This window comes from Photobacterium sp. Ph5 (assembly GCF_022129445.1).
Taxonomy (GTDB): Bacteria; Pseudomonadota; Gammaproteobacteria; order Enterobacterales; family Vibrionaceae; genus Photobacterium.
In genome coordinates, this window is sequence record NZ_JADQAQ010000008.1 from 81457 (window position 1) to 95452 (window position 13996).

General features: G+C 38.3%; 13 protein-coding genes. 10 read left to right on the forward strand and 3 right to left on the reverse strand.

What is annotated here, in order from left to right; all coding sequences use genetic code 11:
• Window positions 1-74: 74 nt before the first annotated feature.
• The 7 genes from pyrD (at window position 75) to rmf (ending at window position 9536) form a co-directional block, all read left to right on the forward strand.
• Window positions 75-1085, forward strand: coding sequence for a quinone-dependent dihydroorotate dehydrogenase (gene pyrD / locus I3259_RS05275; protein ID WP_238028659.1), 1011 nt, complete (start codon window positions 75-77; stop codon window positions 1083-1085).
• 250 nt (window positions 1086-1335) lie between these two features.
• A complete protein-coding gene (locus I3259_RS05280; protein ID WP_238028660.1) occupies window positions 1336-1875 on the forward strand; it encodes a cell division protein ZapC in 540 nt (179 codons plus the stop codon).
• Window positions 1876-2848: 973 nt separating this feature from the next.
• Window positions 2849-4987 carry a bifunctional 23S rRNA (guanine(2069)-N(7))-methyltransferase RlmK/23S rRNA (guanine(2445)-N(2))-methyltransferase RlmL gene (gene rlmKL, locus I3259_RS05285; RefSeq protein ID WP_238028661.1) on the forward strand — a complete coding sequence of 713 codons (2139 nt, stop codon included), beginning with the start codon at window positions 2849-2851 and terminating at the stop codon, window positions 4985-4987.
• Window positions 4987-5238: a glutaredoxin family protein gene (locus tag I3259_RS05290; protein ID WP_238028662.1), complete on the forward strand. Its 252-nt coding sequence runs from the start codon at window positions 4987-4989 to the stop codon at window positions 5236-5238. Before rlmKL ends, I3259_RS05290 begins: the two co-directional genes overlap by 1 nt.
• 5 nt (window positions 5239-5243) lie before the next feature.
• Complete coding sequence (locus I3259_RS05295) at window positions 5244-7178, forward strand: ABC transporter ATP-binding protein (protein ID WP_005367880.1); 1935 nt, start codon at window positions 5244-5246, stop codon at window positions 7176-7178.
• Window positions 7178-9190, forward strand: coding sequence for a DUF3466 family protein (locus tag I3259_RS05300; protein WP_238028663.1), 2013 nt, complete (start codon window positions 7178-7180; stop codon window positions 9188-9190). Before I3259_RS05295 ends, I3259_RS05300 begins: the two co-directional genes overlap by 1 nt.
• Before the next feature lie 172 nt (window positions 9191-9362).
• Window positions 9363-9536: a ribosome modulation factor gene (gene rmf / locus I3259_RS05305; protein ID WP_005367875.1), complete on the forward strand. Its 174-nt coding sequence runs from the start codon at window positions 9363-9365 to the stop codon at window positions 9534-9536.
• A 309-nt stretch (window positions 9537-9845) separates the two neighbouring features.
• Here the strand turns inward: rmf and fabA are convergent, their stop codons facing one another.
• Entirely contained in the window at window positions 9846-10361 is a 516-nt protein-coding gene (fabA, locus tag I3259_RS05310) for a bifunctional 3-hydroxydecanoyl-ACP dehydratase/trans-2-decenoyl-ACP isomerase (protein WP_238028664.1), read from the reverse strand.
• 68 nt (window positions 10362-10429) lie between these two features.
• Window positions 10430-12163 (reverse strand): Lon protease family protein, encoded by a 1734-nt coding sequence (locus tag I3259_RS05315; protein ID WP_238028665.1) that lies wholly within the window; start codon window positions 12161-12163, stop codon window positions 10430-10432.
• A gap of 193 nt (window positions 12164-12356) precedes the next feature.
• On the opposite strand from I3259_RS05315, the gene matP reads away from it, so the two are divergent.
• The 3 genes from matP to I3259_RS05330 are packed head-to-tail and all read left to right on the forward strand — an operon-like array spanning window position 12357 to window position 13604.
• Window positions 12357-12821: a macrodomain Ter protein MatP gene (matP, locus tag I3259_RS05320; RefSeq protein WP_238028666.1), complete on the forward strand. Its 465-nt coding sequence runs from the start codon at window positions 12357-12359 to the stop codon at window positions 12819-12821.
• A 52-nt stretch (window positions 12822-12873) separates the two neighbouring features.
• Window positions 12874-13179 (forward strand): DUF3634 family protein, encoded by a 306-nt coding sequence (locus I3259_RS05325; RefSeq protein ID WP_238028667.1) that lies wholly within the window; start codon window positions 12874-12876, stop codon window positions 13177-13179.
• A gap of 26 nt (window positions 13180-13205) precedes the next feature.
• Window positions 13206-13604, forward strand: a complete 399-nt coding sequence (locus I3259_RS05330; RefSeq protein WP_238028668.1) for a PPC domain-containing DNA-binding protein — start codon at window positions 13206-13208, stop codon at window positions 13602-13604.
• A 45-nt stretch (window positions 13605-13649) separates the two neighbouring features.
• On the opposite strand, the gene I3259_RS05335 is transcribed toward I3259_RS05330, so the two are convergent.
• On the reverse strand, window positions 13650-13895 hold the full coding sequence (locus tag I3259_RS05335) for a hypothetical protein (RefSeq protein ID WP_238028669.1): 246 nt from the start codon (window positions 13893-13895) through the stop codon (window positions 13650-13652).
• Between the last annotated feature and the right edge of the window lie 101 nt (window positions 13896-13996).

Genomic DNA, 13996 nt, shown 5'->3' on the forward strand with positions numbered 1-13996 from the left:
AATAACGATTGAAGTTAACAGAATAACTGTGAATAATACCATCCCGTTTATTCGGGACTTATTTTGGAGTTACAATGTTATACCGCATCGCACGTTCTGCTATTTTTCAGTTGGATGCTGAAAAAGCACACGACCTCGCTATTGAGAACTTTTCTCGCTTTACTGGCACTCCATTAGAACTTTTCTACCGACAAAATCTTCCTGCACGTCCTGTTGAAGTTATGGGGCTTACATTTAAAAATCCTGTTGGCTTAGCGGCTGGTCTTGATAAAAACGGTGAATGTATTGATGCATTTGGTGAAATGGGGTTTGGCTTTGTTGAAGTAGGGACAGTGACTCCTCGTCCACAGTTTGGTAATGATAAACCTCGTCTTTTCCGTTTGATTCCAGCAGAAGGCATTATCAACCGTTTTGGTTTTAATAACCTTGGTGTTGATAATCTTGTTGAGAACGTAAAGAAAGCAAAATTTGACGGCATCATTGGTATCAATATCGGTAAAAATAAAGATACGCCGATTGAAAAGGGTGTTGAAGATTACATTATTTGTATGGAAAAAGTTTATCAATATGCTGGTTATATTGCAGTAAACATTTCGTCACCGAATACACCGGGATTACGTAGCTTACAATATGGTGAAGCTTTAGATGATCTGCTTTCTCAGCTTAAAGCAAAACAAGCTGAATTAGCGAAACAACATGATAAGTATGTTCCTTTAGCACTTAAGATCGCTCCCGATCTTGATGATCATGAAATTCAACAGGTTTGTGATTCTTTAATCCGTAATAATATAGACGGTGTGATTGGAACAAATACCACATTGGATCGCTCTTTGGTTCAAGGGATGGAACATTGCGATGAGGCGGGGGGCTTAAGCGGTCGTCCTTTGCAAAATAAGAGCACTGAAGTCATTCGTAAAATGGCAGAAGCATTAAATGGTGCCGTACCAATTATTGGGGTTGGTGGTGTTGATTCTGCAATGTCTGCTCGTGAAAAGATGATGGCTGGTGCAAGCCTAGTTCAGGTTTATTCTGGCTTTATTTATCATGGTCCGCGATTAGTAAAAGATATTGTAAATGGTATTTAGTCGCACTAATCATTAATAAGTAAGTATTAAATTTAAACATACCCTGACACTTAATAACCCAACTTGGTGAATACTAGGTTGGGTTTTTAATTATGTACTGAATCAATTGTATCAAACATACATGTTATTTATTCAGTATTGAGACACAATTTTCCCCTTTTAATTTATGAAAGCATAAGTAAAATTAAGCTAAAATTTTATCATATGATCACAGATACAAAATAAATCACTGTCTTTCAGGAGTAGCAACGTGTTAAAGCCAGATAATTCATGGAAATGGTATTTTGACGCTGAAATGAATTCACTTATGCTTGAGTTGAATGACGATATGCTTTTCCGTGTATCGTTACCAAGTAAGCTACTTACTCCAGAAGCGAAAATAAGTGATATTTTTAATGTTGATGATATTGAAGCCTATCAAAACTTCCAAGAGCAGATCGCTCATCTGCAAATTTCTGCTGCTAGAAAATGTGAATTAGCGTTAAATGCTACAGCTGCGCGACGTTTTCATAAGCCTGTGATGCCTAAAAGTTGGTACTTTGCACCTCAGCAAGGTGTAGAGCCTTCACCTGGGCAGGTTATTACTCTAATGACAGCATCTTGTACTGCTCATTATGTTGTGATTGAAAACAGTGGGGTAGCGAGCCTCTGTATGCTTGCTGATGTTGCTAATGTTGATTTAGACGGGGTTAAAAGCATGGAGTTCTGCGAAACTATTAAGGTCATGAATGATCGAATGGCTCCCTGTTTTGTAGAAATAGAACAGCGACATTTTGCGCTTGTAGGTTAGTTGTTTCTTCATCTCAGTTTTTCGTTATACCTCCTTACCAATCCCTTTATAGATAACGTATTTTGTCATCTATTTTAGCAAGTCGCTATTAAACGCAATCTAATTTGCTATCTTTCTTATGCTGTCTAGTACAGCCTCCCTTAGTACATTTGCATGCTTTTCTCTATTCTGTGGTGAAAAGATATCATCTTTTATTGAGATGGTTTCGTCCAAATCTCTCACTTTTATATCTATTTTCTTCATAACAAGCTCTTACAACAGTTTCTACAAACTACATCATCAGTTTCTGTAATGCGTAATAGTTAGGCTTCCGTATAGGTATTCAAGGTTGGTTAGAGCGTATATTTTTATTGGTTAACTGACTTAATCACTACTCATTAAGGTATATTCACCACTTTTTGGTTAAAAATTACACTAAAAATAGGTCATAGATCTCAAAATTTTCATATATAGCCAGACAATTCTTACTGCTTTACTTAAGGAAAACCTGTTGGGTTATGACGTTAATTTCTTTGTTACATTATGTTTAATTGATACTCCCTTCCTCTTTTTCCTTCGTTAATAGTTAAATAATGATCATGTAATAGGTTTGGAATAATTTATTCCAGTAAAGATTGGTAAAAATATTAGATAGTGGACTTGAACACTTGTTTTGTTTTAATTGATTGAATAAAAAGAATAAAACAAATGTTCAATTAGATGAGCAATTGCTTTGTTGGTGGTTTTTATTATTCCAGATTAATGTTTTGTGCTTTGTTTGATGTGAATCGTTAAATATGACTTTTCGCTTCGTATTAATCGTAAGTTTTGCAGGCAAGTGGAGATGTTTTTTGTTACATCCTCTTTGAATGAGAACTCATTGATAGAAGAATGAAATTTTTTTCTTAAATGAGCCATTTCATTATGGTTTTGACGAGGCATTTTTTGTGATTTCGGTTATAATTCGACGCAATATTAGTGTGAAAAGAACTCCATGAATCAATATCTAGCGATTACTTCCCGCGGCCTTGAAAATTTGCTGGCGGATGAATTAGAACAATTAGGTGCACAGAATATTCAAGTTGTGCATGCAGGTGTCCGTTTTAAAGCAGAACAAGCAACAGCTTATCGTTGTTGTCTATGGACACGGATCTCATCACGTATCATTCAAGTACTGAGTGAATTTAACGTTCGTGATGATATGGACTTGTACTTAGGTGCAACAGCTATCAACTGGATGAACTATTTTGATAGTAATACACGTATTGTGGTCGATTTTAATGGTACTAACCGTGAAATCCGTAACAGCCAATACGGTGCGATGAAAATTAAAGATGCGATTGTAGACCGATTTACCAAAGCGGATTTACGTCGCCCTAATATTGACCGTGAGCGTCCTGATCTTCGTATTCACATGCGTCTATCTGGTGAGAAAGGTATTCTTGGCCTTGATATGGCAGGTAGCGGTTTACATCAACGTGGTTACCGTAGTGAAGCGGGTAAAGCACCACTGCGTGAAACCCATGCTGCTGCACTTGTTATGAAAAGTGGCTGGACACCAGAACAGGCATTGTTAGATCCAATGTGTGGTTCAGGTACATTAGTGATTGAAGCTGCGATGATTGCCGCTGAAATTGCACCAGGACTTAAACGTAAGCGTTGGGGCTTTGAATCGATCAAAGACTTTGACCAAGAAGCTTGGTTAGAGATCCATGCAGAAGCAACGGTTAAATCTCGTCGTGGTCCTGCAAAAGTAACTACCAAGTTCTTTGGTCGTGAAATGGATCGCCGTGTATTAGCGATTGCTCGTGATAATGCTGGTCGTGCTGGTGTTAAAGATCTGATTGATTTTGAATATGGCGATGCAACGCAACTTGTTCGCCCTGAAGGGTTCGAAACCGGCATTATTCTTTGTAACCCTCCATATGGTGAACGTTTAGGTACAACCCCTGAACTTATTGCATTGTACAAAGAATTTGGTAACCGTTTAAAACTTGCTTTTGCGGGTTCTGTTGCTGCTATTTATTCAGGTTCGAACGAATTGTTAAGTTGTATGCGTATGCGTGCAGACAAGCAGTTTAAATTACGCAACGGCGCATTAGATTGTGTACTTAAAACTTACTTGATCACTGCGGGTAGTGTTCAGAAAGAAGAAGGCCAATCTGAAGGTGTCATCGTTCAAGAAGAGGTGGCGCCTGATTTTGCTAACCGTCTTAAGAAGAACATTACTAAGTTAGATAAATGGGCAAAACGTGAAGGTATCGAATGTTACCGTATTTACGACGCTGATTTACCTAACTACAACGCCGCGATTGATAAGTATAAAGATTACTTAATCATCCAAGAATATGCAGCGCCTAAGTCCGTTTCTGAAGAAACAGCACGTCGTCGTATTATGGATGTATTGCGTGCGACAATTGAAGTAACGGGTGTAGAAAGCAATAAAGTTATTCTTAAAGTCCGTGAGCGTCAAAAAGGTAAGAACCAATACCAGAAGCTATCAAGTGCAGAACGCCACATGATTGTTGAAGAATACGGTGTTGAACTTAAAGTTAATCTTTATGATTACTTAGATACAGGTTTGTTCCTTGATCACCGTATTACGCGTCGTATGCTAGGCCAAATGGCAACAGGTAAAGATTTCCTAAACTTGTTCTCATACACCGGCTCTGCAACCGTTCATGCAGCTGTAGGTGGAGCAAAGACAACAACAACAGTTGATATGTCGAATACTTACCTTCGTTGGGCTCAAGAGAATATGGAGCTTAATAATCAGATTGGTCCACAACATGAATATGTTCAGGCTGACTGTTTACAGTGGCTACAAGAAGTTGATGATACTTTTGATCTAATTTTTATCGATCCACCAACATTCTCTAACTCTAAGCGAATGAAGCAGACGTTTGATATTCAACGTGATCACATCATGTTAATGGAAAATCTAAAGCGCATGCTACGTCCTGATGGTCAGATTGTTTTCTCAAACAATAAACGCCAGTTCAAGATGGATTTAGATAAGATCAATGAACTTGGCTTACAGGCGAAGAATATCTCCAATAAAACACTGCCAATGGACTTTGCTAAGAATAAACAAATCCATAACTGTTGGATTATTACTCACAAGGAAGACTAGTGTTAATCACACTTTATAGCACGGAAGGCTGCCACCTTTGCGAGCAGGCATATCGTCTGCTCGTAGAGGCTGGACAAAAAGACAACGTTAATGTTGTTGATATTGCATTTGATGATGCACTGTTTTCTCGTTACGGTGTAACCATACCTGTACTCTCTATTCAAGATCATGATCATAATGTCTCAGAATTAGGCTGGCCCTTTGATAAAGATTCATTAGAAACATGGTTAATAACAAATAACCTTGGTTAATTTCGATGGCACTTATAAAAATTAGTAACGCTCAACTAGCCTATGGCGATCATGCTTTACTTGATAAAGCAGAATTTCTTCTTCAGCCACATGAACGTGTTTGTCTTGTTGGTCGTAATGGCGCTGGTAAATCAACATTAATGAAAGTGATTGCTGGTGATGTATTACTCGATGACGGTAGTATTCAACGTCAAAATGAGCTGGTGGTTTCTCGTTTAGAGCAAGATCCACCGCGTAATGCGGAAGGGTCTGTATTTGATTATGTTGCGGAAGGTCTTGCTGATGCAGGTCGTGTTCTGCGTGAATATCATCATCAATTGGATCTTGTTACCGCAGATCCTAGTGAAGCGAACATTAATAAACTATCGCGTATTCAGGAACAAGTTGACCACCACAATGGTTGGCAGTTAGATACGCGTATTGCAGCAGTACTTGAAAGCTTGAAGCTTGAACCGAATACACTTCTGACTGATTTGTCTGGTGGTTGGCAACGTAAAGCGGCACTTGCTCGTGCGCTAGTGTGTGATCCTGATATTCTGTTGCTTGATGAGCCAACAAACCACCTTGATGTGACAACGATTGAATGGTTAGAAGGCTTTCTAAAAGACTTCCGTGGTTCAATTATCTTCATTTCGCACGACCGTGCATTTATTCGTTCTATGGCAACACGTATCGTTGATCTCGATCGCGGTCAATTAGTCTCTTTCCCTGGTGACTATGAAGGTTACTTGGAAGCAAAAGCAGAACTATTGCGTGTTGAAGAAGAACAAAATGCATTATTTGACAAAAAATTAGCACAAGAAGAAGTGTGGATCCGTCAAGGTATTAAAGCGCGTCGTACTCGTAACGAAGGTCGTGTTCGTGCACTTAAAGCATTACGTAATGAACGTGCAGAGCGTCGTGATGTTGTAGGTAAAGCAGATATGCAACTACAAGACGCAAACCGTTCAGGTAAGATTGTCTTTGAAGCGAAGAATATCGGTTATAGCTATGGAGATAAGCAAATCGTTAAAGATTTCAGCTTTAATGTTATGCGTGGCGATCGTATTGCCTTAATTGGTCCTAATGGTTGTGGTAAGAGTACCTTAATTAAGCTGATGCTTGATAAACTGCAGGCAACAGAAGGTGACTTCCACTGTGGTACAAAGCTAGAAGTGGCTTATTTTGACCAGTACCGTGAAATTCTAGATCCAGAGAAAACCGTAATGGATAACCTTGCTGATGGTAAGCAAGAAGTGACAATCAACGGCAAAACTCGTCATGCGTTAGGTTATTTACAAGATTTCCTATTTCACCCTCGTCGTGCTCGTACACCTGTTAAAGCACTGTCTGGTGGTGAGAAAAACCGACTATTGTTAGCAAAACTCTTCCTAAAGCCAAATAATTTGCTGGTTCTCGATGAACCAACGAACGATTTAGATATCGAAACATTGGAACTTTTAGAAGATATACTTGCCAATTATCAAGGTACGTTACTTTTAGTGAGTCACGATCGTCAATTCGTTGATAATACTGTGACTACAAGCTGGATTTTTGAAGGTGAGGGCGTTGTTAACGAATACGTTGGCGGTTACCATGATGCACAATCTCAGCGTGCGAATTCTTATGCCAATCAAGCAAAAGAGCAGGCTGCAAAAATCGAATTAGAGAAGAGCAAGAAAGCTGCTCAAGCACAAAAGCAAAAAGACGTTACACCTAAACGTGCAGGTAAGAAGCTATCATTTACTCTTCAACATGAGTTAGCAGGCTTACCGCAAAAAATTGAAGACTTGGAAAATGAAATCGCGAAGATTCAGGAGCAAATTAATGATCCTGCATTTTTCTCCGATCCGAAGAATGACACACAAGCAACCCTTACTGGCTTAGCTAAGTTAGAAGAAGAGTTTGAAGTTGCCTTTGAACGATGGGAAGAATTGGAAGCGATGCAAAAGGAATCCTAATGCCACATAAGATGTTAAAACTATCAACACTTGCAATCCTCGTTGCTGGTGCATCTCAAGCTAGCGCTGCTGTTTATACTATTCAACCTGTAGAACAACATAGTTCACTCGTTGATCAGCCTTATCCTGTTCAATCGGATCGTGCTTTAACATATGTTAGTACTGGTATCGAATCATCGGGTTCAGATACAAGTTGTTTTGAAACTGATTGTTCTAATAATAGCTATAAGACTACCGGTCAGGCACTTCGTGGTTCGCAAGGCAAGCCTATAAATGATACTGTTGCTTATAATGCTAATGAGCAACATGTAAATGATGAAGGCACATTATGGCGTTACTGTAGTGATAATCTAGGGTATGAGTCGTGTGAAGATTGGGCAAAACGTGAGTTCTTTGGTGTTGGTTACACAAAAGACGATGAGTTTAATGCGCCTGGCCTTGGTGGATTACAAAAGAAATCGGCAGCATGGGTAAAGGGTTATTCATCAAACTCTCAAGGTTTAGTTGATGGATCTCCTATAACGACATTCGCGTCGAATTTAACTAAATATCAAGGAACTCAAAAAGACAACCTTGGTAGTTTAGTTGGTGATGGTTCTGCAGCAGACGCTGAAAAAAATATAGATAGTACAGTAAACGGTGTTGTTGGAGATTTTGTTTACGGTATTACATCATCAGCATTATTTAAGAATAGTCATGGAAATCCTCGGGCATTTGATAAGCGCGGTTTTGTGAATGCTGGTGGTAATGATGTTTCGCTTGATCCTGTGGCAAAAGATGCGAGTCCACTTGTATCTAATATGGGGCAAACCCAAGCTAATGCAGGTGTTTTATTCAATGATCAACTACTAGTGGTTGGTTCATCAGCGTATTCTCCAAGTTTTTATGGGAAAGATGGTAATGGTAATCTACGTCAAGATGAAGAAAAGTTACCTAATGCAAAAGATATTCTAAATTCTGATAATCCATCATTAGATTTTAACCGTTTTAAAATATGTGCTACAGATAACTCAACTAACTTATACGCAAGTTGGGAATGTCAGTTTAGTACATTTGCAAATGAAGCTGCCTTTTGGTTGGTTGATGCCAATGGAGATATTAAGTCAGGATCTATTTCAAGTGGGACAGGTGAGAACCGTGATGGTTTAGCTGTTATTGATAGAGATAATGAAGATGTATCATTCCAAGCATCTGCAAAATCAGTAGCATTAAATAAAGCTACTAATTTACCTATTGCTGCTGGTTATTCTACTGGTGTCGTTGATAATGATTATTACGCGATGCAAGCAGCATACTTCACTGCTGACAATGCTGATTTAACGTCTTGGAAGCGTACATTTGTTCCTGGGTTACCAATTGAACCAGATGATCGTGAGTTTACTTATACAATTGCCAATGCTGTAAATAATCAGTCCATGATCGTAGGTGATGCAAAAGGTAATGGTCAGAAACCTTTACGTGCTTACGTTTACAAAATTGGTGAATCAAGCGCGCAATTCTTTGATAAATTGGAACCAAAGTTATTCTTTAAAAATTCAAATAGTCATGCTGCCGCGGTTAATAACCATGATCAAGTTGTTGGTTGGGTTGATACGACGACAGGTATTAATATTGAACGTAAACATCGTGCGTTTACTTACAATCTACTAGGCGACCAAAAAGCATGGTTACTTGATGATCTGATAAATGCTCCTAAGGAAGGTAATGCATCTATAGCTAATTCATATCGTATTATTGATGCAACTGGCATAAATGATGCCGGTGTGATCTCGGCAAATGCACTGTACTGTGAGGGAGGGTATGATAACACTAGCCAAAACTCTTACTGTGGCGGCGGTAATGTAGTTGAAAAATATGTAGCAGTGAAGCTTGTTCCGATAAACGGTGCAAAGGTGTCAGATATTGTTGAACGTGTAGAGCAAGAAGACGAACCAGTAAAACGTTCTGGTGGTTCACTTGGCATTTTGGCTTTGACAGCGTTAGGCTTTATTGGTTTCAGACGCCGTAAGTAATTTTTAAAATAAATTACGTTATACCAACAAGCTCACATTTTGTGGGCTTGTTTCGTTTTTAAATTTGATAAATTGTTCGAAGTAACCCATTTTTATTAGTGGAGACACAAAAACTCCATCATTACTTCATCGTAATGAAAAGTAATATACAGATAAGGATGAGGACCGAACTATGAAGAGACAAAAGCGGGATCGTTTAGAACGTGCGCAGGCTCGAGGTTATCAAGCCGGATTAAATGGCCGTTCTACTGATGCATGTCCGTACCAAGGTACAGATGCCCGTACTAACTGGCTAGGTGGTTGGCGAGACGCAAGAGAAGAGTTACAACAAGGTCTCTATAAATAATAACCTCCCTCATGGTTAACCCTATTCTGCAGCCCCTTAGGAGAAGGGGCTTTTTTATACACAATGGTAATTGATAGCATTGTTGATTTATCATCTTAATAAGTGCACGGTAGAGTGCAATCAAATTAACATTATTATTTATTCTCATCTGTTTATGATTGCAAAGTAAGGGTGGGTGATTATTTGGCTACGTTTGAGTCATGTAACGGATAAGTATGTAGAAGAGGCTAATGATTGTTATGCTGGTGGATAAAAGAAGCCCCGAAGCATAAATGCCTCAGGGCTGAGTATTTAGGTTAATCACGCTGATTAGAAGTTGTCAGTATCTTTAAAAAGACCGACTTTTAAATCTTTCGCAACGTAGATTTCTTTACCGTCTACAAGTACACGGCCATCAGCAACACCCATGATTAGCTTGCGATTGATAACACGCTTAAGCTGAATTTCATAAGTTACTTTTTTGGCTGTTGGTAGAATTTGACCTGTGAATTTAACTTCACCCACACCCAGTGCACGACCTTTGCCTTCACCGCCAGACCAACCAAGGAAAAATCCTACTAGCTGCCACATTGCATCAAGACCAAGACAGCCAGGCATTACAGGATCACCTTTAAAGTGACAGTTGAAAAACCATAAGTCAGGATTGATATCTAATTCAGCGACAATAAAGCCTTTACCGTGATCACCTTCTTTATCAGTGATATTTACGATACGGTCAATCATTAGCATGTTATCTGATGGTAATGATGGGAAGTCAGGACCGTGTAGTTCGCTGTTGCCACAAGCGACAAGTTCTTCGTGTGTATAAGAATGCTGGCGTGTCATTAGAATCAATTACTCCTTCAAAAGTATGGGAGCAATTTAGCTTACACGTGTAAGCTAAACAACTCGGATCAGTTCTGGACAAACCAGTTAGATATACGTAAACGTAGTCGATTAATCAGACCAATCTCATTAGAAAGGTCGCCATGGTGAAAATAATCAATTCTTTCTTCAATCAAAGATAAAATAGTTTCATCTTCATCATTCTCGCTGCGGAATGGCATATCTGTTAAAAGAGGGATCGCTTCATCAACGTTCTCTATTGCCCAGATATGGAACTGTTTGGCTTTGATTGCTTCAATGACTTCATCATTTAAACAAAGGTTGCTCAAGTTAGTCTTCGGTAATATAACACCTTGATTACCAGTTAACCCTCGATGAACACACACTTTATAGAAGCCTTCGATTTTTTCATTAATCCCACCAACAGCTTGTACACGGCCAAACTGATCAACAGCGCCGGTTACCGCTATTTGTTGATTGATAGGCTGTGAAGATAATGCAGACATTAATGCGCATAGCTCAGCCAGTGATGCACTGTCGCCATCGACTTCAGAGTATGATTGTTCAAAAACAATAGACGCTGAGTAAGGTAGGGCTTGATCTAAATCTAATGCTGTAGCTACAAACGCTTGCATGATCATCATGCCTTTCGCGTGAATATTTCCGCCTAGTTCAACTTTACGTTCAACATCAGAAATATCACCATCACCAAAGTGAACCACACAAGAAATACGAGCTGGCTCGCCATAGGCTGTTGGATGCCCAGGCATTTCCACCACGGTTAAACCATTAACCTGACCGACTTCTTTACCTTCACTTGCAATGAGGACTTGCCCGTGGTGAATATCAGCAATAGCGCGTTCTGGTAAATAAGACTCACGATATTCTTTAGCACGAAGTGATGCTTTGATATTCGTCGCTGTTAAAACTTTGCCGTCTGTCTCTATACTTGCTTCAGACAATAGATTTAGGTGCCAAAGTAAACAAAGTGGTAAGCGTGTTTGATCTTCAGCATAACGAGCACCGGCACATAACAGTGCAGTTACAGCGTAACTATCGACTAAGTCAGGTAGTTTATGACGGGTAATGATGGCTTTTATATAGCGAAGATAATCTTCAAGGTTTGATTCGTTCAATAATAGATCTTGTTCAAATTCACCATACATGGCAAAACCGGCAGCCAGATCAGGCTCTGCATTATCAAGCTCTGCCATTAAATGGCGATCACCAATAATCACAAGCTTTACATTTACCTTCTCAGGCGCAGGTAACGGGCATAGTACTTTTTTGTTAGCGGCTTCCCAATCCAACATACCATCCATTAATACACTTTTTAAACGTGGCCATAATGATGGATTACTGAGAAGAGCGGTGATTGATAGGATTAAATACCCATTATTTGCTTGGTGTAATAAACCATGCTTAACACTTGGTTTAGCTAAACTATTAGGTTCTAGAACAGGATAGACAGCACCAAATAGTTTTTCAGCAGTAATATCATCACCCGCGATGATGATGGGGTGCTCATTTTCATTCGTTTGTAAGCTAGTTGTATTATTATTACTATGAGATTGGTATTTTTTTATGAGTTCAATAATATAGTCACGATACAACGTGTTATCAGGCGCCGTAATACGTAGAATACGAGGCTGTAAATTAAGCGCGCTGAAACGGCGTACGGCATCTGATAATCGAGGTTGAAGCGTACCAACGGTCGCGGGTTCAAGATTACTATAATGATCTAGAGTTGTTTGGTACTGGCTATAATCAGGAAACATTGTACGCCAAGATTCTTCATGCATAAATTTAGCTTTCTATTGTTACTGTGAAAAGGAAAGCAGTATAAAACAATCAAAGAGCTCATAATAGAAACTTATGAGCTATATTTATGTTTCATAAAAACAATCGGTTATTCTATATAGATGATTGTTATTTTAGAATGCTAGGGTTACACTGTAACGCGTTTTTCGTTGACGATGAGAAAATAGTAATTTTATGAAATATCAGCAGCTTGAAAATCTTGAAGCCGGTTGGAAATGGGCTTATTTAGTAAAAAAACACAAGGAAGGCGAATCAATTACACGCTTTATTGATCGCAGTGAAGCAGAAGTTGCTGTTGAGGCTCTTTTAGATATAGAACATGAACCAACAAAAGTGATTGAATGGATTAGTGCTAATATGTCTCCTACGCTTGAAAATAAGCTAAAACAAGCTATTCGAGCGAAACGGAAACGTCACTTTAATGCAGAACAAGTACATACACGGAAGAAGTCGATTGACTTAGATTTTCGTGTGTGGGAAAAGTTGGCAGAAAAATCGCAAGAGTTAGGTTCTACATTATCCGATACTATCGAATATTTGATCAGTGAAAGTAACCGAACAGAGCGAGCTAACAAACAGGTTAGTGATATCAAAAATAACCTGACAGAACTACTAAACATTGAATCTTTTGATAAATAACGCTTTTTGGTAGATGCTGTTCTTTTAAAGGTTACGTTTAAGGAGTAAGCAAATGGAATATGTTCTTGTTTTAGCGGTAGTTGTTATTTTTATCGTCTTTAAAGATCGTCCTATTATGGTTTTGAAATTTGAAAATGGCGAACTGATAAAAACGAAAGGGAGTGTACCTACTGGCTTTCAAACAGCATGTAAAGAAATAGCACATAAAACACCTTTTAGTGGACACATCAAAGTTTATAAAAATCGATTCACTACAAAAATTGATTTTTCAAAGGATATTCCAAGTAAAACCAAACAGCGCATTCGCAATGTGTTTCCTCATAGTTCTAATCCAACTAAAAAGGGCAAACGTGCTTAATGTACTAGTAGTAGAAAGAGTAAATAGTGATTATTCCACACGCATTTCGATTAACCCAAGGTGTTGATCTAAAAAAGGGCATCTTGCACTTTGTACAAGGTAATAATATTCAAGCGGGAAGTTTACTTTCCGGCATTGGTTGTTTATCTAAAGTAATTATACGATTAGCTGATGAATCTAAGACCATAGAAATTGATGGTCCTCTTGAGATCCTTACATTATCAGGCACATTAACACCACAGCATGTTCACCTTCATATTTCTGTGGCTGATAAAAAAGGGCAGGTAATAGGTGGACATCTTGTTGAAGGTAGTATTGTTTCTTATACTGCGGAAGTTTGCTTAATGAGTTTTACTAATTTATCATTTAAACGAGAGTATGATCCGTCAACTCGATTTGATGAATTGAAAATTAGTACGAAGTGAAATGTTTAATAACAAGTTAAAGATAAGTTTAACTTGTTATTAAATCTACTTTAAAGCATTTAATAATGCTTCTTTACTTTTGATATAAGATGTAAATTTTTCTTTTAACTCTTCAAGTTCACTCTCGGCTTTTTTTCTTTTTAATCGTTCTTCTTCTAACTGTTGGCCTAAATCAACAGCTAAATAGCCACCTTTAATTAAGGCCTTAGTCGTAACATTACTATCTGTTAATGATTTAAGAGACTCAATCATATAATAATGCTTATCTATATTTCGAATTGTTATTGCCATATTAGATACTCCTTAACTATTTATAATATATCAATTTTTTATTTAACCGTCACCTCCTAATGCACTATAACTTTATTATTTACACAAAAATAAACCGGTAA

Excerpts from the sequence above, each read along its gene's own strand:
- I3259_RS05295 (WP_005367880.1), top strand. The coding sequence starts at position 5,244 with ATGGCACTTATAAAAATTAGTAACGCTCAACTAGCCTATGGCGATCAT.
- pyrD (WP_238028659.1), top strand. The coding sequence starts at position 75 with ATGTTATACCGCATCGCACGTTCTGCTATTTTTCAGTTGGATGCTGAA.
- fabA (WP_238028664.1), bottom strand. The coding sequence starts at position 10,361 with ATGACACGCCAGCATTCTTATACACACGAAGAACTTGTCGCTTGTGGC.
- I3259_RS05325 (WP_238028667.1), top strand. The coding sequence starts at position 12,874 with ATGGAATATGTTCTTGTTTTAGCGGTAGTTGTTATTTTTATCGTCTTT.
- I3259_RS05300 (WP_238028663.1), top strand. The coding sequence starts at position 7,178 with ATGCCACATAAGATGTTAAAACTATCAACACTTGCAATCCTCGTTGCT.
- matP (WP_238028666.1), top strand. The coding sequence starts at position 12,357 with ATGAAATATCAGCAGCTTGAAAATCTTGAAGCCGGTTGGAAATGGGCT.
- rmf (WP_005367875.1), top strand. The coding sequence starts at position 9,363 with ATGAAGAGACAAAAGCGGGATCGTTTAGAACGTGCGCAGGCTCGAGGT.
- rlmKL (WP_238028661.1), top strand. The coding sequence starts at position 2,849 with ATGAATCAATATCTAGCGATTACTTCCCGCGGCCTTGAAAATTTGCTG.
- I3259_RS05315 (WP_238028665.1), bottom strand. The coding sequence starts at position 12,163 with ATGCATGAAGAATCTTGGCGTACAATGTTTCCTGATTATAGCCAGTAC.
- I3259_RS05335 (WP_238028669.1), bottom strand. The coding sequence starts at position 13,895 with ATGGCAATAACAATTCGAAATATAGATAAGCATTATTATATGATTGAG.